21 protein-coding genes and 1 tRNA gene are annotated in these 22,069 nt (G+C 33.3%); 10 read left to right on the forward strand and 12 right to left on the reverse strand.

Annotated elements, in window-relative coordinates:
- Window positions 1-2: 2 nt before the first annotated feature.
- From HYN86_RS20770 to HYN86_RS20810, 9 genes are all read left to right on the forward strand, one after another.
- A complete protein-coding gene (locus HYN86_RS20770; RefSeq protein WP_113680022.1) occupies window positions 3-839 on the forward strand; it encodes a DUF6929 family protein in 837 nt (278 codons plus the stop codon).
- Window positions 840-914: 75 nt separating this feature from the next.
- Window positions 915-3,071: a prolyl oligopeptidase family serine peptidase gene (locus HYN86_RS20775; protein WP_113679782.1), complete on the forward strand. Its 2,157-nt coding sequence runs from the start codon at window positions 915-917 to the stop codon at window positions 3,069-3,071.
- 192 nt (window positions 3,072-3,263) lie between these two features.
- Complete coding sequence (locus HYN86_RS20780) at window positions 3,264-3,920, forward strand: hypothetical protein (protein ID WP_113679783.1); 657 nt, start codon at window positions 3,264-3,266, stop codon at window positions 3,918-3,920.
- 213 nt (window positions 3,921-4,133) lie between these two features.
- Window positions 4,134-4,634, forward strand: a complete 501-nt coding sequence (locus HYN86_RS20785; RefSeq protein ID WP_113679784.1) for an RNA polymerase sigma factor — start codon at window positions 4,134-4,136, stop codon at window positions 4,632-4,634.
- A gap of 2 nt (window positions 4,635-4,636) precedes the next feature.
- Window positions 4,637-5,602 carry a hypothetical protein gene (locus HYN86_RS20790; RefSeq protein WP_113679785.1) on the forward strand — a complete coding sequence of 322 codons (966 nt, stop codon included), beginning with the start codon at window positions 4,637-4,639 and terminating at the stop codon, window positions 5,600-5,602.
- Between the two features lie 70 nt (window positions 5,603-5,672).
- Complete coding sequence (locus HYN86_RS20795; protein WP_113679786.1) at window positions 5,673-7,829, forward strand: vWA domain-containing protein; 2,157 nt, start codon at window positions 5,673-5,675, stop codon at window positions 7,827-7,829.
- A gap of 52 nt (window positions 7,830-7,881) precedes the next feature.
- Window positions 7,882-8,469 carry a phospholipid scramblase-related protein gene (locus HYN86_RS20800; protein WP_113679787.1) on the forward strand — a complete coding sequence of 196 codons (588 nt, stop codon included), beginning with the start codon at window positions 7,882-7,884 and terminating at the stop codon, window positions 8,467-8,469.
- 113 nt (window positions 8,470-8,582) lie between these two features.
- Window positions 8,583-9,299, forward strand: a complete 717-nt coding sequence (locus HYN86_RS20805; protein ID WP_113679788.1) for a 3-ketoacyl-ACP reductase — start codon at window positions 8,583-8,585, stop codon at window positions 9,297-9,299.
- 93 nt (window positions 9,300-9,392) lie between these two features.
- Window positions 9,393-9,902, forward strand: a complete 510-nt coding sequence (locus HYN86_RS20810) for a hypothetical protein (RefSeq protein ID WP_113679789.1) — start codon at window positions 9,393-9,395, stop codon at window positions 9,900-9,902.
- A 166-nt stretch (window positions 9,903-10,068) separates the two neighbouring features.
- Here HYN86_RS20810 and mtaB read toward each other — a convergent pair whose 3' ends face one another.
- Entirely contained in the window at window positions 10,069-11,403 is a 1,335-nt protein-coding gene (mtaB, locus tag HYN86_RS20815) for a tRNA (N(6)-L-threonylcarbamoyladenosine(37)-C(2))-methylthiotransferase MtaB (protein WP_113679790.1), read from the reverse strand.
- Window positions 11,404-11,889: 486 nt separating this feature from the next.
- Here mtaB and HYN86_RS20820 point away from each other — a divergent pair, with 486 nt between their 5' ends.
- Entirely contained in the window at window positions 11,890-12,408 is a 519-nt protein-coding gene (locus tag HYN86_RS20820) for a hypothetical protein (RefSeq protein WP_113680023.1), read from the forward strand.
- Between the two features lie 69 nt (window positions 12,409-12,477).
- Here HYN86_RS20820 and HYN86_RS20825 read toward each other — a convergent pair whose 3' ends face one another.
- The 11 genes from HYN86_RS20825 to HYN86_RS20875 all read right to left on the reverse strand — a co-directional run bounded on the left by HYN86_RS20825 (window position 12,478) and on the right by HYN86_RS20875 (window position 22,015).
- Entirely contained in the window at window positions 12,478-13,008 is a 531-nt protein-coding gene (locus HYN86_RS20825; protein ID WP_113679791.1) for a GNAT family N-acetyltransferase, read from the reverse strand.
- 5 nt (window positions 13,009-13,013) lie between these two features.
- Window positions 13,014-13,817, reverse strand: coding sequence for a Cof-type HAD-IIB family hydrolase (locus HYN86_RS20830; protein WP_113679792.1), 804 nt, complete (start codon window positions 13,815-13,817; stop codon window positions 13,014-13,016).
- Between the two features lie 77 nt (window positions 13,818-13,894).
- Window positions 13,895-14,113 (reverse strand): putative signal transducing protein, encoded by a 219-nt coding sequence (locus HYN86_RS20835; RefSeq protein WP_113679793.1) that lies wholly within the window; start codon window positions 14,111-14,113, stop codon window positions 13,895-13,897.
- A gap of 10 nt (window positions 14,114-14,123) precedes the next feature.
- The gene (locus HYN86_RS20840; protein ID WP_113679794.1) at window positions 14,124-14,939 is read right to left on the reverse strand and encodes an alpha/beta hydrolase; all 816 of its coding nucleotides are present in this window, start codon (window positions 14,937-14,939) and stop codon (window positions 14,124-14,126) included.
- Window positions 14,940-15,012: 73 nt separating this feature from the next.
- Entirely contained in the window at window positions 15,013-15,675 is a 663-nt protein-coding gene (locus tag HYN86_RS20845) for a DEAD/DEAH box helicase (protein WP_113679795.1), read from the reverse strand.
- A 102-nt stretch (window positions 15,676-15,777) separates the two neighbouring features.
- Window positions 15,778-16,941 carry a sigma-54-dependent transcriptional regulator gene (locus HYN86_RS20850; protein WP_057116938.1) on the reverse strand — a complete coding sequence of 388 codons (1,164 nt, stop codon included), beginning with the start codon at window positions 16,939-16,941 and terminating at the stop codon, window positions 15,778-15,780.
- A 207-nt stretch (window positions 16,942-17,148) separates the two neighbouring features.
- Window positions 17,149-18,465 carry an ABC transporter permease gene (locus HYN86_RS20855; protein WP_113679796.1) on the reverse strand — a complete coding sequence of 439 codons (1,317 nt, stop codon included), beginning with the start codon at window positions 18,463-18,465 and terminating at the stop codon, window positions 17,149-17,151.
- A gap of 81 nt (window positions 18,466-18,546) precedes the next feature.
- On the reverse strand, window positions 18,547-19,476 hold the full coding sequence (locus HYN86_RS20860) for an ABC transporter ATP-binding protein (protein ID WP_113679797.1): 930 nt from the start codon (window positions 19,474-19,476) through the stop codon (window positions 18,547-18,549).
- 160 nt (window positions 19,477-19,636) lie between these two features.
- Entirely contained in the window at window positions 19,637-20,746 is a 1,110-nt protein-coding gene (gene dnaJ, locus HYN86_RS20865) for a molecular chaperone DnaJ (RefSeq protein ID WP_113679798.1), read from the reverse strand.
- A gap of 77 nt (window positions 20,747-20,823) precedes the next feature.
- Complete coding sequence (locus tag HYN86_RS20870) at window positions 20,824-21,402, reverse strand: nucleotide exchange factor GrpE (RefSeq protein WP_057116942.1); 579 nt, start codon at window positions 21,400-21,402, stop codon at window positions 20,824-20,826.
- A 542-nt stretch (window positions 21,403-21,944) separates the two neighbouring features.
- Window positions 21,945-22,015 (reverse strand) — tRNA-Trp (locus HYN86_RS20875).
- Window positions 22,016-22,069 lie beyond the last annotated feature (54 nt).

Here is a 22,069-nt window from a genome sequence, read left to right on the forward strand (position 1 = left end):
TCATGGAAAAATTCACATTAGAAATATTATTTCAAATCATCGGAATCGGTTCGGCATCAGGATTATTTTATAACAATGATGCACTTTATGTAATTGGCGACAACAGCGGATTTCTTTACGAATACAATATGCAGAATCAGCAATTGAACCAGCACGCTTTAATTGACAATACGACACAAAATATTCCGAAAAACTTAAAACCTGATTTTGAATCGCTAACGCATCACAACGATACACTTTATGTTTTTGGTTCTGGTTCAACCGAAAACAGAAACAAAATGATCGAATTTGATTTGAAGTCCAAAACCGTTTTACAGAAAAACAATTTAGTCGATTTATATTCCGTAATGCAGAATTTCGGAGCTATAAAACCAGAAGATTTTAATTTGGAAGGCGCTATTTTCGATGGCGAAAATTGGTATTTATTCAATCGTGGAAATGGAGTTTCAAACAAAAACACCATTTTTACCATTCACGCCAAAAACCTTGGAGAAGAGTTCGCCTTGATTTCTGTCAATTACAAACTTCCAAAAATAAAAGGTGTTCGTTCCAGTTTTACCGATGCCGTTTTGGTTGATGATAAAATCTATTTCCTTTCAACCGCAGAAGATACCAAATCAACTTACGATGACGGAGAAATCTTAGGAAGTTTCATTGGTAGAATTGACATTAAAACCATGAAAATAGATTTCACTCAAAAAATAACTTCAACCAATAAATTTGAAGGTTTGACTTTCTACAAAAAAGAAAACAATAAAATCGAGTTTTTACTTTGTGAAGATAATGACACCGATCTTTTGGAAACAAAAATCTACAAATTGACAATTCCGGCTAAATAACGCACCAATTTCCTGTTTATTGAGTCTTTGACTATATAACAAACCATAAGTAATAATTATAAACATAAAAAAATAATGATCAGAAAAACCGCTTTCGCTCTTTTAGTTTTTATTACCAGTCAAATATCACAGGCTCAATATCAATATCCTTCAACACCTGAACATCCTGTAGTAGATGATTATTACGGAACAAAAATCACAGATTCTTACCGCTGGCTGGAAGATATGAAAAAACCAGAAGTGCAAAAATGGTTTAAAGATCAAGGCGATTATACCAATTCTGTCATTAAAAAAATCTCTGGCCGTGATGCTCTTTTCAATAGAATGAAGGAAATTAGTGCTTTGGCCGGAGATGATTATGCTTACGTAAAACAATTAGGAGACAATTATTACTACACCAAAAAGATAAAGGGAGAAAGCATTAATAAATTATATATCCGCAAAGGTTTAAACGGAACCGAGGTTTTATTATTAGACCCGAATACTTATAAAAAAGATGCAACGATTACGAGTTTCAATATTAGTCCAGACCAGAAAAAATTAGCGGTTACATTGTCTCAAGATGGTGCAGAAGTTTGTGACCTCCGAATTATGGATATTGAATCTAAAACTTTTCTTCCAGACAATTTAAATCCTGTCTGGAGTGAATTTAGTTTTGAGTTTACACCTGACAGCAAAGCAATTACTTATACCAAAATGAGTACTAATGATAATAAAAGTGATGATTTTCTAAAACACATGAAATCTTTACTTCACGTTATTGGCACTAATCCGGAGACCGATAAAATACTGGCATCAAAAGAAAACAATCCCAACTTGAATCTTCTTGCTGAACAGTTTCCTGATGTTGCATTCTCAGGCAATTATTCATACATAATTTTAGAAATCGGATCTACAAAAAGCGAAATATTAGCATTCTATGCTCCCTATTCAGAACTTAATAATTCTAAAATAAATTGGAAACCGCTTATTAAATATGAAGATGAGATCACAAGCTATCAAATAATTGGAGACCAATTTTTCTTTCTTTCGCATAAAAATGCGCCCAATTATAAAATAGGATTAACAGACATTAAAAATCCAAATGTTGATAATGCAAAAATTATAATTCCAGAGAGCAATAAAGTATTACGAAGAATACAGAAATCTAAAAACTTCATTTATTATACTTTAAGTGACGGAATTGTACAGGATAAATATCAAATTAATCCAAAAACATTAGAAAGTAAAGTAATCGCTCTTCCAAAAGGTTCAAATGGAGGTTATGCTTTAAATTCTCGTGAAAACGACAATTTCTTGTTTTTTAACAATGGCTGGATCACGCCTTCTACGTCTTATTATTTTGATGGGTCAACTGATCGTTTAGAAAAGTCGAAACAATTTATTGCAAGCGGCAATTATCCTGACTTTTCAAAGCAATATAGTGTCAAAGAAGTTGAAATTGCAAGTCATGATGGCGTAATGGTTCCGTTATCTATTATTTATCCCAAAAATATTAAAATGGATGGCTCTACTCCTTGCTATATTAGTGGTTATGGTGCTTATGGATTAAGCAGGTCACCCTATTATATTGGCGATAATTTAATGGCATTGCTGGAGCAGAATACTGTAATTGCTTTTGCACATGTTAGAGGCGGTGGAGAAAAAGGAGCAAATTGGCATAAAGGAGGTCAAAAAGCAACGAAACCTAACACTTGGAAAGATTTTATTGCTTGTTCTGAATATTTGATCAAAGAAAAATATACTTCGGCAGACAAACTTATTGGAAATGGAGCAAGTATGGGCGGTGTATTAATTGGAAGAGCAATTACAGAACGTCCTGATCTTTTTAAAGTTGCACTTATTGAAGTTGGCGACACTAATATTATACGAAGTGAAATTACTCCGAATGGACCAAATCAAATACCAGAAATCGGTACTTTAAAAAACGAAACAGACACCAAATATCTTTTGGAAATGGATGCACAAAGCAAGGTGAAAAAAGGAGAGAAATATCCTGCAGTCTTAGTTCACACTGGAATGAATGATGCGCGAGTAGATTCTTGGATTCCTGGAAAATTTGCTGCTATTTTACAAAATTACAACAGTTCTGACAGACCAATATTATTACACGTAAATTATGCAAACGGACATTTTTCTAACGATCTGGATGTAACTTACAACGATAGTGCTGATATGTTTGCTTTTGCATTGTGGCAGGTTGGAAATTCAAAATTTCAGATGGCGAAGTAATCAATAGCTCAAATTTAAATACAATTTTACTCTGCGTAATTCTTTGTGAATCTCTGCGTAATAATTTTACCGCAAAGATTCACAAAGAATTACGCAGAGAAACACAAAGTAATTCCATTTAACAGTTTAAACGTAGAGACGCACTGCAGTGCGTCTCTACGATAAATATTTTCATGAAATCAAAACTCACAAATGAAACAACTTTACAAAATCATCATCCTAATTCTTATCAGACTTAAAAGCTATTCTCAAACACAAGAAGCTATAATTTATTTTAAAGACGGAGACTCAATTGAAGGTTTTGCTTCATTAAAATTCAATAAAATAAAATTTAAAGTTTCGCAGGATGAAAAATATGACAGCTGGGATGAGGAGTTTTTAAAAAAAATTACTTTCCTTGATTTTGGAACCAGAAGAACTTTTGAATATGTAAAGCTGAATTCTTTAGACAAACCAAAATTGGTAGAAATAATTACCCAAGGTGAAGCGACTTTATATAAAAAACTAGGCTCAGATTTTAGTCTTACAGACCTGATATACAACCCTTATAATGATCGACCTTACAATTCTTTAAGCCCAGAACTAAAAACACAATTAGGACCGCAAGCTCAACAACAATTATCAAATTCTAATGTAAGCGAAACTTCTACATTTTATTATATAAAGAAGCCAAAAGACAAATATCCAACTTGTTTAAACTGCGGTATTGTAAATGCTTGGAGAAAAAACACTTCCAAATTTTTTGCTGACTGCGATTTTATCGTCAAAAAATTAAAAGGCGGCAAATGGCTTTTTGAAGACATTAAAGAAATTGTAGAATTTTATAATGATATTTGTTTGGGAGAATAAATTTTTCATTTAATTAAAAAAAAATCCGGTTTTACTGTCTTTAGACGCACTGCAGTGCGTCTCGACCATAAACCTTTGCAACTTTAAATCTCTGTAACTTTGAACCTTTAAAAAAAAATTCATCATCGTCCCAACCTTTTTATCTTTTTATCTCTCTATATAAGAAAGACAACAATTGTGATAAACGAGACTCAAATAGCAAACTGTAAAAAAATGCACCGCGATGCGCAGCGTGAGGTGTACGAATACATGGCGCCTAAATTGTACCGCCTTTGCAAAAGATACCTAAAAAAGGAAGAGGAAATTGAAGAAGCTCTTGCCGATTCTTTCTTTACGATTTTTACCAAACTGGACCAATTAAAAGAAGCGTATGCTTTTGAAGCCTGGGCCAGAAGAATAACCGTAAACCATTGTTTGGCGGCAATTCGAAAAGCAAACAATTTCAACATGTATCTCGACGATGTTAAATTGATTTCTCAACCATCAGTTGATGAATTAAACACTTTAGAAGAAGAAGATTTACTCAATTTATTAGACCATATTCCAGACGGCTGTAAAACTGTTTTTAACCTTTTTGCCATTGAAGGTTTCTCTCATAAAGAAATAGCCGAAATGCTGAAGATCTCCGAAGGCACCTCAAAATCACAATTGAACGCCGCTAAGACCAAATTGAAAGAACTGGTTAATAAACTGTATTATCAAAAAGCAAAATAGTCATGGACAATCAAGATAAATTATTCGAAAAAATAAAAGAAGCTTCGCAAAATGCGGAATTCAAAGACTTTCCAGCAATGGAAAAAGTCTGGGCACGTGTTGAAGAAAAACTGGACAAAAAAGAAGATAAAAAGACAATCGCGCTATGGAAAAAAATTGCAATTGCTGCTTCTCTTCTTTTACTGATTTCTTTAGCTGTTCAATTTTTACATACAGATAAAAATGCCGTACAAGAAACTCCTAAAGTAGTTCTTCAGGAAACTGAAAAAGCAGAGTCGCAAGAACCTGCTTTAAATCAAAAAAAACCAGAACCTTCTTCTGATTCTGGAATTGTTTCAAACGAAGAAGCTGTTAAAATTTTAGAAAATAACACTAAAAACAAACAGAGAGTAGCAATTCAGGAAATAATTGCACCAAATACAGAAATGGTACAAGTCGCACCCGCTCCAAAAATTGCTGCAGATGCTGTTGCAGTCCCTACACCTGCTACCCAAGAATCAATTGAAGAGGATAATAATATTATTTCAAAAAAAGAGCTTTCATCAGAATCTGCTTATTTGAGAAGTTCACAAAGAGAAACCGCGAAAACTGCATTTGCCGACAAACAAACCCAAAAAGCAAAAAAGAGTGCGCCTTTGGTAATTCTTAACGGAAACGCAATGGCACACAGCGACGAGGCTAAAAAAGATAAAATGATGCGAAACGAACTTCCAAATCTAAATCCGGAAAATGTAGATTCGCTTGTAGTTCTAGACGAGCCGTTATATATTATCGATGGTATTTATTATTCTGAAAATGATTTATTTGGAAACAATCCAACAAGTCCTTACGCGCCTTTAGACAAGCAAGACATTAAAACCATAACCATTTTACAAGACCTTGAAGCCACTTCAAAATATGGCGAAAAAGGTAAAAAAGGAGTTGTCATAATTACTACTAAAACAGGAAAACCAACTCCGAAAAAGTAATTCCAAACTTTGTCAAAGTCTGCAGCTTTGACAAAGCTAAATCCAAACATTAATCTTAAAAATTATTATCATGAAAAGTTTAAAACTTATTTCATCAGCCATTGCTATGCTTGTATGTTTCGTAACCATAGCACAAGAAAGAACTATTACTGGAATCGTTTCAGACGAAACACAACAGCCAATTCCAGGTGTAACTGTTCTAAATCAGACCTCAAAAGCTAGTGCTTATACAAATTTTGACGGCCAATACAGTATTCAAGCCAAAACTGGCGACATGCTGGTTTTCAGCTTCCTTGGCTATAAAAACCAAAGTCAAAAGATTCAGAACTCAAATATTATCAATATAAAACTTGTTCCAGATAATCAAACTTTAAATGAAGTTGTGGTTATGGGTTACGGCACAAGTAATGCTGAATATGAAGATCGTAGTTATGCACGTGCCGAAAAAAGAAAAGAAAAAAGAGATAAATCGGCAGCACCGCAAGGAAAAATGGCAATGCAAGTTACGAGTAATGCCCTTTATATGCCAAGCCCCAATGTCGTTGTACGCGGTAATGCATCTGTTTCTCCAAAAAATGAACCAATGTATATAATTGACGGAGTTCCTGCAAAAGCCAATCAAATGGCAAAAATTAATCCGAATGATATTGACAACGTTTCAGTTTTAAAAGACAAAGCAGCAACATCTATTTATGGAACTAAAGCTACTAATGGCGTTGTGGTAGTTTCGACTAAAAATGAACTTTATAAAAATCTTTCGGAAAAGGAATTAGACAAAAAATTAAACATAATGCCAATTCCTGCAGAACCAACCCAGGAAGATTATGGTGCTTTTGTGGAGAATGCTTTCGAAAGTTCAAAGACAGCACCGCTTTCTACCTTTTCTATTGATGTTGATAATGCTTCGTATACGAATATCAGACGTTTTTTAAACAATGGGCAGCAAGTTCCAAAAGATGCAGTACGTGTAGAAGAAATGGTAAACTTTTTCAAATACACTTATCCACAGCCTAAAGATGAAAATCCGTTTTCTATTAACACAGAAGTAAGCGATTCGCCTTGGAATGCAAACAATAAAATCTTGAAAATTGGTTTACAAGGAAAAAATATTCCAACAAATGATCTGCCAGCTTCAAACCTTGTTTTCCTAATTGATGTTTCGGGTTCGATGAGCGATATGAACAAACTGCCATTATTAAAACAATCTTTAAAAATATTAGTAAACGAATTACGTGCAAAAGACAAAGTGGCAATCGTAGTGTATGCGGGCGCTGCAGGAATGGTTTTACCTCCAACTTCAGGCGATGAGAAAAAAACAATTATCGATGCTTTGGATAAATTGCAGTCTGGCGGAAGTACTGCCGGCGGTGCAGGAATCGAACTGGCTTATAAAACCGCTACCGAAAATTTCATCAAAGGAGGAAACAATCGTGTAATTCTGGCAACTGATGGCGATTTTAATGTGGGAAGCTCTTCTAACACTGACATGGAAAAATTAATCGAAGACAAAAGAAAAACGGGCGTTTTCTTGACTTGCTTAGGTTACGGAATGGGTAATTACAAAGACAGTAAAATGGAAATTTTAGCCGATAAGGGAAATGGAAATTATGCTTATATCGATAATATTCAAGAAGCAAATCGTTTTTTAGGAAAAGAATTTAAAGGTTCAATGTTTGCTATCGCGAAAGACGTAAAAATTCAGATTGAATTCAATCCAAAACAAGTTCAGGCGTATCGTTTGATTGGATATGAAAACAGAAAACTTCGTGCGGAAGATTTTAAAAATGATGCAATTGATGCTGGAGAATTAGGAAGTAATCATACCGTAACGGCTTTGTATGAAATTATTCCAGCTGGCGTAAAAAGCAATTATTTAATTTCGCTGGTAGATGATCTGAAATATACTAAAACAGAAACAATTTCAAGTAATTACACTAATGAATTGGCAACAATAAAATTCCGTTACAAAAAGCCTGACGGTGACAAAAGTATAGAAATGGTTCAGGTTATTGAGAACAAATCGGCTGTTATGGAAAAAGCGAGTGATGACATGAAATTTAGTACTGCAGTTGCTTGGTTCGGATTAAAATTAAGAGATTCAAAATTGATCACCGACAAATCTTCTGATGAAATTGTAAAACTAGCTAAGCAAGGAAATTCAAACGATAGCGAAGGTTACAAAGCTGAATTTATTCGTTTGGTTGAAACTTCTAAACAGTATAATTAATAAATATTGTATTACATTTGGCTTTTTTAAAACTTTAATTTTTTATACTCGTATGAACCCAATTTTAAGCCAAAATTTATTTTTAGTAAAAGAACATGTTGGAATGTTTAAAGCCGCAAATAACTATGACATATACAATCCGGAAACGAATCAGATAATTATGAACTGCCGAGAAAACAATCTTGGTTTCTTCACAAAAGTACTTCGTTTTACAGATTATAAAAGAGCAACTCCGTTTAATGTAGAAATCACAACTGCTTCTGGCGAAAAATTAATTACCGTAAGAAGAGGCGTTGCCATCTTTAGATCGACTGTTGAAGTATTGGACGAAAAAGATCGTTTGATTGGAACTTTTAAACAAAAATTCTTTTCTATCGGAGGAAAGTTTGACATCTTAGACAAAAACGAAAAACCGGTTGCAACGCTTCAAGGAAAATGGACAGGGTGGGATTTTAAATTCTCCCATGAAAACAAACAATTGGCGCAGGTAAGTAAGAAATGGGCTGGATTAGGAAAAGAGTTTTTCACAAGCGCCGATAATTATGTACTTCAAATTGAAGATACTGTAGCAGCCGAAAGTCCGTTGAGACAATTAATTTTAGGAGCCGTAATGTGTATCGATATGGTTTTGAAAGAATAACAAAAAGTTGTTAAACTTAGATTAAGAATATATTTAAAGCATCATTTTAGTTTGCAAAAGCTTATTTTTGTAGTACTTAAAATGATGCTTTCTGCATTTCTAAAAATACAATCATGACCGACTTAAAAAATAAAAATGCGCTTATTACTGGTGCTGGAAAAGGAATTGGAAAAGCTGTAGCCATTGCTTTGGCCAAAGAAGGTGTAAACCTGATTTTAGTTTCTAGAACTAAAAGCGATATTGATCAATTGGCAGAAGAAACGGCAAAACTGGGTGTAAAAACTTTAGCTTTATCTGCAGACGTTTCGGATATTAACTCCATAAATACTGCTGTTGAAAAAGCAATTGCCGAATTTAAAAGTATTGATATCTTAATCAATAGTGCTGGAATTGCTTCTTTTGGAAAATTCTTAGAATTGGAGCCAGAAGCTTGGGAAAGAATTATCCAAGTAAATTTAATGGGAACGTATTATACGACACGCGCCGTTATTCCAAATATGATTGAAAGACAAACTGGAGATATTATCAATATTTCATCTACTGCAGGTCTAAACGGAAATGCTCTTACGAGTGCCTACAGCGCCTCTAAATTTGCTGTTTTAGGTTTAACCGATTCTTTGATGCAGGAAATGAGAAAACACAATATTCGTGTTACAGCTTTAACGCCTAGTACTGTTGCTACTGACATGGCTAAGGATTTAAATCTGACTGACGGAAATCCAGAAAAAGTGATGCAGTCTGAAGATATGGCAGATTTAATTATTGCACAGTTAAAATTAAACCGAAGAGTGTTTATTAAAAATAGCAGTATTTGGTCAACTAATCCTTAAAAATATAAACTTCAAGTTCCAATTTTTAAATTCCAAATTCCAAGTTTGACTAAATTGGAATTTTAAATATTGGAATTTCAAAAACTAAAAATTATGGAACAATATTTAAGACAGTTGGTCGAAATAGAATTTCAGGATAAGAAAGAAATCTTCAGCGGATTTCTAATTGATTATTCTGATGAATGGATTTTACTTCGAAATAATCCTGTAGATTTTGTTTTGGACGGTTTTGTCATTTTGAGAAATAAAAACATCGAAGCTGTAAACCGAGATCATGATCTGGCGTTTACAGAGAAAGTAATTCGGTTGAAAGGTTTGAAAATTAATTCTGAAGATATCATTCCTATTAAAGATTTGGCTTCAATCATAAAATTTATTTCTGAGAAATACGGAGTTTTTCAAATTGCAAAAAAATCATCAAAATCTGCTTATTTAGGAAAATTAATAGAATTAAACGACGAAGAATTAACCATTAATTTTTTGGACACACGAGGCCAATTTGGAGGAGAATTGAGTTTTAATCCAGAAAAGATTCGTGTTATAGAATTTGATACTGACTATATTAATTCACTGAAATTGGTGGTTGACGAGAATCAGAAGTAAGATAATTTTAAAACAACAAAGCCCTTTTGAAAAGGGCTTTGTTGTTTTTTGTCATTCCGAGGAACGAGGAATCACAATCGTAATTCCGTATGCATAATCGTCAATCTTTGTCGAGCTCCGAGTGTGATTCCTCGTTCCTCGGAATGACAATACTTTCGTTACATTTTTAGACTTCAGCAAGTTTATTCAAAAACTCCAAACGTACACTTCCATCTTCGTCTATTTTTGTCAAATTGATTTCTTGCAAAGTATTTACCAATTCAGGATTCCAAGGTGTTTTTACTTTTACGTAGTTTTCTGTAAATCCATGAATGTATCCTTCTTTGTTTTCGCTTTCAAAAAGAACGGTTCTGTTTGTTCCTAACTGGCTTTCATAAAAAGCACGGCGTTTTTTAACTGATAAACCACGAAGCATTTTACTGCGTTTTGCTCTTACATTTGAAGGTACAACGCCTTCCATATCCGCTGCTTCTGTATTGTCTCTTTCAGAATACGTAAATACGTGCAGATACGAAATATCTAAATCATTTAAGAAATGATAGGTTTCTAAAAAGTGTTCGTCTGTTTCTCCAGGGAAACCAACAATAACGTCTACACCAATACAAGCATGAGGCATTACTTCGCGAATTTTGTTTACGCGATCTATATAAACTTCACGCAAGTAACGACGTTTCATTAATTTCAAAATATCATTGCTTCCTGATTGTAAAGGAATATGAAAATGCGGTACAAAAGTTCTGCTTTTAGAAACAAATTCGATGGTTTCATTTTTAAGTAAATTCGGTTCGATAGATGAAATACGTAAACGTTCGATTCCTTCTACTTTATCCAAAGCCTGAACTAAATCTAGAAAAGTATGTTCGTGTTTTTTATTTCCAAACTCCCCTTTTCCATAATCACCAATATTTACTCCAGTTAAAACAATTTCACGGATATTCTGAGCCGAAATTTCTTTGGCATTTTTTAGTACATTTTCTAAAGCGTCACTTCTGGAAATTCCTCTTGCCAGCGGAATTGTACAATACGTACATTTATAATCGCAGCCGTCCTGCACTTTTAAAAATGCTCTTGTACGGTCACCAATAGAATAACTTCCAACATAAAAATCGGCTTCGGCAATTTCGCATGAATGCACTTCGCCCATATCGTTTTTACTCAAATCATGAATATAGTCAGTGATTTTGAATTTTTCTGTTGCACCTAAAACCAAATCAACTCCGTCGACAGCGGCCAATTCTTCTGGTTTTAATTGGGCATAACAACCAACAGCTGCGACAAAAGCTTTATCGTTAAGCTTCATTGCTTTTTTGACTACCTGCTTAAACTGCTTATCTGCATTTTCTGTTACAGAGCAAGTATTGATGACATAAATATCTGCTATTTCTTCAAAATCGACACGGTCAAAACCTTCGTCGTTAAAATTTCTGGCAATTGTAGAAGTCTCTGAAAAATTCAGTTTACAACCCAGCGTATAAAAGGCAACTTTTTTTCTATTTTCCATAATCTGTCTTAAATTAATGAAATCGTTGTCAAAAAATTTAAGGCTGCAAATTTACAAACAATATTCATCAAAAGAAAGGGATTAATTTACTTCGAATCAATAATTTGTATTCAATGTTAATTTAGAAACATTAAAAATATATTTTGGTGATTTATTTTTTTTGAAGATCATACATCTAAAACTGTCTTTTTTTAACAGTAGAATAAGAATAAAATGACAAAATAATCGATCAAATGCAAGTTTCATCGATTAAATACATTTTTTCTTGATTTAAATTCAAAATTTCTTACATTTACTTTTGTTATGATCTAGTCTGAAAATTAATCCATAATTAAGAATTTTTACAAGCTTTAATTAATTTAATAATAATTCAGGCATAACAATTTTGAATTTTACTCGTTATGTTGTTGTTTTGTGTTACAAAATGAAATGGGAAAGCCGAAAACCAAAGAGAGTAGGCAAAATTATAATAACAAATACCACTTTATGAAAGCATTTTTACCCACAATCTGCTTGATGTTCTTAACCATTTTTAGTTCGCAAGCGCAAACTAATGCCCCAGCCGCAAATCCATTTCCTTCTATTAGTACATTAACGACTTGGGCGAGCTTCAATTCACAACAGCAATTTGATGTTGCTATTCGTGCAGTTGGGTTTAAGTTTGAAGTGAAAGAACCAGGTGAAGGATCTACAGCTTACACTTATATTCGTAAAGTAACGGTTAACGAAGTAAACTACACTGATAGAATTGTGTACAGAATTACTAATAATAATTCAGCAAGTATTATCTCATTAGTAACTGCTTCTACTGACTTAGTTAGTTTATATACACCACAATTGAGTACTTTTAAAAACAACAACTGTAAAACAGAAATGTCTAAAGACAAAAACACTACTTGCAGCTGCTACGAAAGTGCTAATTTTGCAATCGATCTTTGCGACGAACGTGTAAAATTAACTATGGGTGACGGAAATAAATATTTTGTTTCTGTAGCTAAAAAATAATAGTATAACTCGGAATTGTTTCCAAATCTTTACTGACTTTTAAGTATGTAAAGATTTGGAATACATTTCTTAGTTTGAGTTTGGATTTTTGAGTTCGTACCAAACTTCAATTTCTCCTTCATATTCGAAAGAATTCACAAAATGGAAACCTAATTTTTCTAAAATCTTTCTAGAATTTTCGTTTCCTGCATCGGCATACGCGTAAAGTACTTCAACTTTCATATTATTAAAAGCATAGTCGACAAAAGCTTTTCCAGATTCAGACGCATATCCTTTTCCCCAATGTTTTTCGATAAAACGATATCCTAACTCGTAAAAGTTTTTATGATTATTGATTTCGTCAGTAATAAATTTTATTCCTGACCATCCAATAAATTCATTGGTTTCTTTTAAAACAACCGCCCAGCGACCTGTTCCAAAATCTTTGTATTGCTTTTGAATAGATTTTATATAATCAATACTTTCTTCAATATGTTTTACGGGATTATTTCCTAAAAACAAATGCACATTCGGATTCGAATCCAATTCGAACATTCCTTCTGCATCAGAAGCTTTAAACTCTCGTAAAATCAAACGTTCGGTTTCAATTGAATTCTTCATCTTTATTAATTTAAAATGTAACGTGTTATTACTTCTGCAACACCATCATTATTATTGGAAGATACAATTAAATCGGCTTTATCACGCAATTCGGGCGTTACGTTATCTACCCAGACTCCAAGACCAGCATATTCAATCATTGTTAAATCATTTCCAGCGTTTCCAACTGCGATAATTTCACTTTGAAGAATTCCTAACTTATCTGCCAAAAGTTTCAAACTGGCTGCTTTATCAACCCCTTGCTGCGCTGCTTCTAAGAAAAATGGTTTCGACATAGAAACACTCAAATGCGGCATTGCTTCAATCAAATCTTTTTCAACCGTTTTCAAATAAGCCGGATCTTCTAATAAAATACATTTTACCGCAGGTCTGTCAACATAATCTTTAAAACTGGTCACTTTACGATGCACCATTCCAGTAATTTCTTTTTCGACTTCTATATATGGTGAATCTGTTTCGCTTATAATTTCATTGTCCAAATAAGTGATAATATGCGTCTTCATTTTAACACTATAATCGTATAAATCATGAATCTGCTCTACAGTCAGCTTTTGTTCAAAAAAAACTAAATCGTCTTTTGCCCTGCTGATAATAGCACCATTAAATGATATAATATAAGAGTCATTAATATCCAATTGTAATTCTTTTGCATAAGCAATCATTGCAGACGTAGGTCTTCCCGAAGCCAAGACTACATAAACACCTTTGGCCTGTGCCTCTAATATTACTTTTTTATTTAAATCTGAAATTTTATGATCGTCTGTCAACAAGGTATCATCCATGTCGAGCACCAGCATTTTGTATTGCATATTTTTTAGTATTCAGCTGCAGTTTTCAGCCGCAGTCTCAGTAACAACTGAAAATTGCGACTAAAAACTGAAAACTTTTAAAGACTCATTCTAAATTCTTCAATAACCGGATTTGCTTTTGCAAAATCAGTTTCTTGAATAAAAACCTCAACAGCCAAATCTGTCTGACCGAAACCTCCTAAACGAGCCGATTGAATATTATCTTTTTTTACGGTTTCTACTCCCGCTGTTTCTAATCTTTCCTGCAAAGCAATTGCTAACACTTCACTACCCGAAAACACCTTCATTAATCCCATGATATTCTATTTATTCTAATATTATTTTTAATTGTTTTTGAAAATCTTCATTTTCATTCACCCCAACATGTCCCTGACCTTTCAAAGGATAAAAATAGGCATTTGATTTCAAAAGCTTTTTCAATCTTACTGAATTTTCACAAGGAATTAACTGATCATCAGTTCCATGAAAAATATAAATTGGAGCTTTAATTTTTGGAAGATATAAATTGGTTTCTAAACTAAACCTCTTCATAAAGTCTGGAAAAAAGGGAACTCTCGAACTTGACAATTCTAAAAAGTTGTAATATGGAGCCTGAAGGATTACTGCTTTTGGTCTATTTTCTAAAGCAAGTTTTGCAGCAAACCCAGAACCGATAGAATATCCAGCAATTATAATTTCATCTTCTGAATATCTCTTAGACAATTGCTTAAAAACAATCGAAATATCTTTACTCAATTGTTCTTCATTTTCAATTTCACCTTCACTCTTTCCGAAACTTCTGTAGTCCAAAATAAAAATATCGTAACCCAGTGAAGTATATATTTTAGCAATCTTGCCCCAAGTTTCTAATGTTCCGGCATTTCCATGAAGATAAAAAATTAAGCCTTTGGATTTTTCGGCTTTAAACAACAATCCGTTGAGAATACTTCCATCAAAAGACTTGATATTAATTTCCTCATACTTATGCTGATAATCAAATTTAAAATCCTTTGGTAATTTTGAACTATGAAAAACTAATTCAACCTGATTGAAATAAACGTAAGATATTATTAAAACATAAACAATTAGAAAAAAGCACAAAAGTACCAATGCTAAAAATTTAAACGTTTTTAATATCTCCATTAATCACTAATTATTTTGTTTGTGCAGTTTTCAGTTTAGCACTCTTCTTACTGAAACCGAAAACTGAGACTATCTATTCTTCTTGAATATCGTCTTCTTCTTCGTCAAGTTCTTCCTCTCCTTCTTCATCCATATCAAATAAAAAAGGTTCAACTAACATTTTGTCAGCCAAAATTTCGATGCGTTCTGTCAGGGTTTCAGCAAAAATCAAACGCTGTGTTTTTGTAATACTGCCAGAAATACGCATAATTTTGGTTTCGTGCCTCAACCTTAAAATAGGATCAGCATCATCAAGGATCAGCATTTTTAATCGGTTAACATTGTAACCCGCCGTACTAAACATATCGTTTAATTTCGTTGGTGTTCCAATTAAGACATCGATTCCGGTTGAAATGTAATTTTTATCGTAATCCATATCGCCTTTTTCATTTACGCCATACACCTCAAGATTGGTGTATTTTCCATATTTTTCAAAAAGCGCCACCATTTCCAATACCTTCGCTTTGTCTTCAACAATAATCAAAGCACGAGGCGATTCTTCATTTTTTCCTGCTAACTGCTGAATGACATTTAAAACAATTGTAGTTGTCTTTCCACTTCCTTTTGGAGAAATAATTACGCAATCGGCACCACTTTTTATGGTCGAAAATGTTTCCAGCTGCAATGCATTTGCTTCTGTCAAACCATTTTCAATTAATCCGTCTTGTAACTTCTCGTTTATTTTTTTTAGTTTCATTTTTTTTATGCTTTAAGCTTTAAGCATTAGGCTATAAGCTAAAATATTATACTTTTTTTTAAAGCCTAAAGCTTAAAGCTTAAAGCCTATTGCGCGAAGCATCTATTTACTTGCAAACAATTTTACATCGGTTTCAGAGATTTCGTTTCCTCCTAAAATAATCAATCGTTCGACTACATTTCGAAGTTCACGAATATTTCCTGTCCAATCATATTCCTGCAATAATTTTATGGCTTGCGCCGAAAATACTTTCACTGCATTTCCCTGCTCTGATGCAATTTTTTCTGCAAAATGTTTTATCAAAGCCGGAATATCGTCACGTCTTTCATTTAACGGCGGTACTTTAATCAAAATAACTGCCAGACGATGGTATAAATCTTCACGGAAACGACCTTCTGCAATTTCTGTTTTTAAATCTTTATTTGTTGCAGCAACTACACGAACATCAACTTTAATATCTTTATCGGCACCAACTCTGGTAATCATACTTTCCTGAAGGGCACGTAAAACTTTGGCTTGCGCTGAAAGACTCATATCGCCAATTTCATCTAGAAAAATAGTTCCTTTGTCAGCTGCTTCAAACTTCCCTGCGCGATCTTTCACTGCCGATGTAAAAGCGCCTTTTACGTGTCCGAACAATTCACTTTCAATTAATTCACTCGGAATTGCGGCACAGTTAACTTCTATTAAAGGAAAATTAGCACGTTCGCTTTTTTCATGTAACTGATGTGCTACTAATTCTTTTCCAGTTCCGTTGGGACCCGTAATTAAAACTCTGGCTTCGGTTTGAGCTACTTTATCAATCATGACTTTAATATGATTAATTGACTCGCTCTCGCCTATCATTTCGTAATTCTTACTTACTTTTTTCTTTAGAATTTTATTCTCGACAACTAATTGTTTTTTGTCTAAAGCATTACGAACGGTATTCAATAAACGATTCAAATCCGGCGGTTTTGAAATATAATCAAAAGCTCCTAAGCGCATGGTGTGAATTGCTGTTTCCATATCGCCGTGCCCCGAAATCATGACCATCGGAATTTCTGGTTTTATCTTTTTTACTTCTTCTAAAACCTCAACACCGTCCATTTTTGGCATTTTGATATCACACAAAACCAAATCGTAATCGTTGTTTTTTATTTTTTCAAGACCCGCAACGCCATCTTCAGCTTCTTCAACCTGGTATGAATCATTCTCTTCTGATAAAATTTTTACCAAAACTCTTCTGATCGCTGCTTCGTCTTCTATAATTAGTATTTTACTCATTTTTTTTTCTAAGGTTCAAAGTTGCAAAGGTTCAGAGGTACAAAGTTTAAAATCTTTGTCGCTACTAATTCCTTTCAACCTTTTATTAGTAATATCTTTTTTTAAGTACTATTTAATTCTTAAAGTTGTTATTTCTAAGTTACAAAAATTCAAATTTAAAAAAACCTTTGAACCTTTGTTCCAGTAAACCTTTGCAACTTTAAAAAGCTAGTACTTCAGCCACTTATACAATTCTTTCCACGTTGGTTTTTTGCCGTACATTAAAATACCTACGCGGTAAATTTTTGCAGCGAACCAAACAACAAGGAAAAATGTAGCAAACAATAATGATACCGAAATTGCGATTTGCCACCACGGCACACCAAACGGAATACGCATAAGCATTACAATTGGCGACGTTAATGGAATCATCGAAAAAATTACAGCAACTGTTCCGTGAGGATCATTAACAACTGTAAAAAATCCGATGTAGACGCTTAAAATAAGAGGCATAATAATTGGCAGTAAAAACTGCTGGGAATCTGTTTGATTGTCTACTGCCGCTCCGATTGCAGCATAAAATGAGCTGTACAGAAAATAACCTCCTATAAAATAAATTACAAAACCTATTAGAATACTGGCAATTGGCAGGTTCCATAATTCAGCAATATACATTTGTGCAGATCCTGCAAATTCATGTTGTGCTGACTGCATTAATTCTGGCGAAATTCTGGCAGTCGGTCCGATATTGACACCAAAAAATGCCGACGCTGCAAACATTAATCCCAAACCAATAATTGCCCAGATCATAAATTGTAAAATCCCTGCAAGAGAAGTTCCTACAATTTTACCAATCATTAACTGAAATGGTTTTACCGACGAAATAATGATTTCGATAATTCGGTTCGTTTTTTCCTCGATTACACTTCGCATTACCATGTTTCCGTAAATGATAATAAACATCATAATCAAATAACCGAATGCACCTCCAATTCCGATTTTTATCTCGTTTAATCCTTTTAAACTTTCTTCCCCAGAAGCTTTCACCAAATGAATATTAACTTTTGACTGTGCTTTTTGAATCGCAAGGGTATCTAGTTTGGCTTTTTCCAGATTTAGTTTCGTAATTTTTGTTCCGATGACATCCTGTGTACTTTCAACAAAAGAAATACTAGGACTATTATTCGAAATAAATTCTATTTTACTTTCTAAATCTTTTGTATTATTTGTTTTTGGAATGACAATTAAACCGCTGAAATTTTCTTTTGTAATACTGTCTTTCAACGCCTTTACATCAATTTCAGATAAATCGAGATATTTGAACTCTGCTCCTTTTTTATTTTCTTTTAAGAAATCGGCAGCAAAAAGTCCAGTTTCGTCATGAATTGCAATACGCTTTGTATCGGCTTTCATCGAACTCAAATAGCCAATAAAAACTGCTATCGCCACAAATAAAAGCGGACTCAAAAAAGTCATGACAACAAAAGATTTATTGCGGACTTTGGCAATAAATTCTCTTTTTATAATCAACGAAATGATGCTCATAAATATTTTTAATTTTTAAAACTTCAAATCCCAAATTCCAAGCTTTTACAATTGGAATTTGGAATTTCTATTTTGGAATTTTTAAATTTTATTTTCTGTTACTGTTTGAATAAAAATATCGTTTACGCTTGGAATTTTTTCAACGAAATGTGTTACTTGTCCACGTTGTGTTAAAATATTCAATAATTCGTTTGGCGTTGCATTTCCTATTTGAATATTTAATTTTAAATCATCATTCAAAGATTTGAAATTTGCAGGTGCAACACTAAATTTTTGCGTAATGTCATACATCAAACCTTCGACGTTATTAGTCAAAATTCCAACTTCAAAACTATTAGTTTTAAACTGACGTTTTACATCGCCAACTTTACCTTCAATAAGTTTATTCGATTTATGAATTAAAGCAATATGATCACACAGTTCTTCAACGCTTTCCATTCTGTGTGTCGAAAAAATAATTGTGGAGCCTTGCTCTTTTAATGCCAAAATTTCATCTTTTATAACATTGGCATTTACGGGATCAAAACCAGAAAAAGGTTCGTCGAAAATCAGCAGTTTTGGTTTATGCAAAACGCAGACTACAAACTGAATTTTCTGCGCCATTCCCTTAGAAAGTTCTTGGATTTTTTTGTTCCACCAGCCTTGAATTCCTAAACGATCAAACCAATATTCTAATTGCAGTTTTGCCTCGGTTTTAGAAAGCCCTTTCATTTGTGCAAGATACAAACATTGTTCACCTACTTTCATAGAAGTATATAAACCTCTTTCTTCTGGAAGGTAACCAATTACCTGTACATGTTTGGGTTGCAATCTTTCGCCATCCAAAATTACTTCGCCACTATCTGGCATTGTAATTTGATTGATGATTCTGATAAGGGAAGTTTTTCCAGCTCCATTAGGACCTAATAGTCCATATATACTGCCTTTCGGCACATTTAATGAAACTTCGTTAAGCGCTACATAATCGCCATATTGTTTTACGACTTTATGTACTTCAAGTAAGTTACTCATGCTGTTTTTTAGATTTTCTGCGTAGCTTCACCAATTATAGCTCAGCGACTGTAAAAGTAAATAATTCGAAGCGAACTTTGTATTATAATATACAAAAAACCCATTCTAATTTGCACTAGAATGGGTTTTTGATGGTATTACATTTTAGAAAAAGTTTCAATTATGAAAACATATCTTTTACTTTCTCAAAAAATGATTTCTCTGATTTCTCTGGACTTGGAATAAAATGTTCGTCGTTTAGAGCATTTTCAAAGAATTGTTTTTGTTCTTTATTTAAAGTTTTAGGAGTCCAAACATTTACGTGAACTAATAAATCTCCGTTTCCGTAACCATTTAAACTTGGAATTCCTTTTCCTTTTAATCTTAAGATTTTTCCAGATTGAATTCCTTCTTCCAATTTAATACGAACTTTTCCGTTGATTGCTTCTATATCTTTTGAAGCACCTAGAATAGCTTCTGGGAAACTGATATATAAATCGTAGTGAACATTCTCACCTTCACGTTTTAGGAATTCGTGCTCAATTTCTTCAATCGCAACAATTAAATCACCTGGAATACTATTTCCTGGCGCATCGTTACCTTTGTTAGAAACTTTTAACTGCATTCCGTCAACAACTCCCGCAGGAATTTTGATTGAAACCGTTTCGTCTTCCTGAACCATTCCTTGTGCATCTGCCTCAGAAGGTTTTTTATCTAAAATTTGACCAGAACCACCACAAGCAGGACAAGTTGACGCAGATTGCATTCTTCCTAAAATGGTATTAGTTACACGCATTACCTGACCTTGACCATTACAAGTCGTACAAGTTTTATACGTTACACCTTTTGCCTGAACTTTACGTTTTACTTTTACTTTTTTCTCTACTCCATTTGCAATTTCTTCTAAAGTTAATTTCACTTTAATTCGAAGATTGCTTCCTTTTGCACGGCGAGGACCACCGCCTCCGCCTCCGAAACCGCCAAATCCACCTCCAAAAATATCACCAAACTGGCTGAAGATGTCATCCATATTCATACCGCCATGACCACCGCCAAATCCGCCAGAACCATCAAATGCTTGATGTCCGTATTGATCGTATTTTGCTTTTTTCTGCGGATCACTTAAAACTTCATAAGCTTCTGCCGCTAATTTGAAGTTTTCTTCTGCCTCTTTGTCGCCTGGGTTTTTATCAGGGTGATATTTCAGCGCACTTTTTCTATATGCCTTTTTTATTTCAGCAGCGTCAGCATTTTTTGAAATGCCTAGTATTTCGTAAAAATCTTTTTTCATAATGAAGGTTAAATTCCAAAAACTAAAATTCCAAATTCCAATCTTAAAACTGACTTTTGAAACTTTTGTTTGCTTTTTTAGTTTCCGATTACTACTTTAGGAAAACGAATAATTTTGTCTCCTAATTTGTATCCTTTTTCAATAACGTCAACAATTTTCCCTTTTAATTTATCAGACGGAGCTGGTATTTGGGTAATTGCTTCAGCAAAATCAGCATCAAAAGCATCACCTGCTTTTACATCAACTTGCTCTAAACCTTTAGTTACTAAAGTACTTTTAAGTTTTTCGTGAATTAATTCAACACCTTTAGTTAAATTCTCATCTTCAGATTTGTTGATTTCTACCATCGCTCTGTCAAAATCATCTAAAACAGGAAGCATTGCTAACAAAACTTCTTGATTTGCAGTTTTAAAAAGGTCAATACGCTCTTTTGAAGTTCTTTTTTTGTAATTTTCAAATTCGGCAAATAATCTCAAAAACTTATCTTTTTCTTTAGCCAAGTCTTGAGCTAATTGCTCCTCAACACTTAATTCTTCAACAATTAACTGTTCTCCGTTGGCATTGTTCTCTAACGTTACGTCGTCTAATTCCTGATCGAATTCTGTATTTTCCGTAGTCATATTACTTTTATTTTTAAAAATATTTTTAAACTTCATTTTTTATTTCTTTCTGTTGGATTGCAAAAGTACTGCCAAATCTTATAAAATGTCAAATTGTCACTTTATTAATTATGAGACTTTTAAAAAATGAAATTAGCGAATTAAAATTTAGTATAATTTTAAGACTATTACGTTATAGTTTATTTTATCTTTGGAACGTAAAAACTAAATCATTACCAATCAAAATTGAATTTAAGGGTTGGCCTCGGCCTCAAAATAATTATTAATTCAAATTTACCTTATATTAAAAAAAGCTTCGCCTTAAGAGACGAAGCTTTTTTTTTGCTTTTTTTACTATACTTTTTTACCACAGAGAACACAAAGGTTTTCACAGAGTTTACAGAGATTTAAGTTGTGCTTATAAAATCTAAACACACAAAGTTTTGTGAATTCTGTGATTTTAGAAACTGCACTTAAATAAATCTTTGTGTTTTCTGTGTTTTTAAAAAAAATCGCAAAGCTTTATATAAATTTAGCTTTGCGAATTGTGTTTTTTAATATTTTGAACAAAAAATCTTTGCTGTAAAATATATATATTGCACGGGCGGAGGGATTCGAACCCCCATCAACGGTTTTGGAGACCGCTATTCTACCCTTGAACTACGCCCGTAACTTAAGGTCGGCAAATTAAAAGCTTTTTTTCTTTACTAGCAAGTATTTCACG

The organism is Flavobacterium fluviale (assembly GCF_003312915.1).
GTDB lineage: Bacteria > Bacteroidota > Bacteroidia > Flavobacteriales > Flavobacteriaceae > Flavobacterium > Flavobacterium fluviale.

What these genes read in the sequence shown, in the direction of transcription:
- HYN86_RS20805 (WP_113679788.1), top strand. Translation starts at nt 8,583, where the DNA reads ATGACCGACTTAAAAAATAAAAATGCGCTTATTACTGGTGCTGGAAAA.
- HYN86_RS20810 (WP_113679789.1), top strand. Translation starts at nt 9,393, where the DNA reads ATGGAACAATATTTAAGACAGTTGGTCGAAATAGAATTTCAGGATAAG.
- HYN86_RS20790 (WP_113679785.1), top strand. Translation starts at nt 4,637, where the DNA reads ATGGACAATCAAGATAAATTATTCGAAAAAATAAAAGAAGCTTCGCAA.
- HYN86_RS20850 (WP_057116938.1), bottom strand. Translation starts at nt 16,941, where the DNA reads ATGAGTAAAATACTAATTATAGAAGACGAAGCAGCGATCAGAAGAGTT.
- HYN86_RS20775 (WP_113679782.1), top strand. Translation starts at nt 915, where the DNA reads ATGATCAGAAAAACCGCTTTCGCTCTTTTAGTTTTTATTACCAGTCAA.
- HYN86_RS20840 (WP_113679794.1), bottom strand. Translation starts at nt 14,939, where the DNA reads ATGGAGATATTAAAAACGTTTAAATTTTTAGCATTGGTACTTTTGTGC.
- HYN86_RS20860 (WP_113679797.1), bottom strand. Translation starts at nt 19,476, where the DNA reads ATGAGTAACTTACTTGAAGTACATAAAGTCGTAAAACAATATGGCGAT.
- HYN86_RS20830 (WP_113679792.1), bottom strand. Translation starts at nt 13,817, where the DNA reads ATGCAATACAAAATGCTGGTGCTCGACATGGATGATACCTTGTTGACA.
- HYN86_RS20800 (WP_113679787.1), top strand. Translation starts at nt 7,882, where the DNA reads ATGAACCCAATTTTAAGCCAAAATTTATTTTTAGTAAAAGAACATGTT.
- mtaB (WP_113679790.1), bottom strand. Translation starts at nt 11,403, where the DNA reads ATGGAAAATAGAAAAAAAGTTGCCTTTTATACGCTGGGTTGTAAACTG.
- HYN86_RS20780 (WP_113679783.1), top strand. Translation starts at nt 3,264, where the DNA reads ATGAAACAACTTTACAAAATCATCATCCTAATTCTTATCAGACTTAAA.
- HYN86_RS20770 (WP_113680022.1), top strand. Translation starts at nt 3, where the DNA reads ATGGAAAAATTCACATTAGAAATATTATTTCAAATCATCGGAATCGGT.
- HYN86_RS20795 (WP_113679786.1), top strand. Translation starts at nt 5,673, where the DNA reads ATGAAAAGTTTAAAACTTATTTCATCAGCCATTGCTATGCTTGTATGT.
- HYN86_RS20855 (WP_113679796.1), bottom strand. Translation starts at nt 18,465, where the DNA reads ATGAGCATCATTTCGTTGATTATAAAAAGAGAATTTATTGCCAAAGTC.
- dnaJ (WP_113679798.1), bottom strand. Translation starts at nt 20,746, where the DNA reads ATGAAAAAAGATTTTTACGAAATACTAGGCATTTCAAAAAATGCTGAC.
- HYN86_RS20870 (WP_057116942.1), bottom strand. Translation starts at nt 21,402, where the DNA reads ATGAAGTTTAAAAATATTTTTAAAAATAAAAGTAATATGACTACGGAA.
- HYN86_RS20845 (WP_113679795.1), bottom strand. Translation starts at nt 15,675, where the DNA reads ATGAAACTAAAAAAAATAAACGAGAAGTTACAAGACGGATTAATTGAA.
- HYN86_RS20785 (WP_113679784.1), top strand. Translation starts at nt 4,134, where the DNA reads ATGCACCGCGATGCGCAGCGTGAGGTGTACGAATACATGGCGCCTAAA.
- HYN86_RS20820 (WP_113680023.1), top strand. Translation starts at nt 11,890, where the DNA reads ATGAAAGCATTTTTACCCACAATCTGCTTGATGTTCTTAACCATTTTT.
- HYN86_RS20835 (WP_113679793.1), bottom strand. Translation starts at nt 14,113, where the DNA reads ATGGGATTAATGAAGGTGTTTTCGGGTAGTGAAGTGTTAGCAATTGCT.
- HYN86_RS20825 (WP_113679791.1), bottom strand. Translation starts at nt 13,008, where the DNA reads ATGAAGAATTCAATTGAAACCGAACGTTTGATTTTACGAGAGTTTAAA.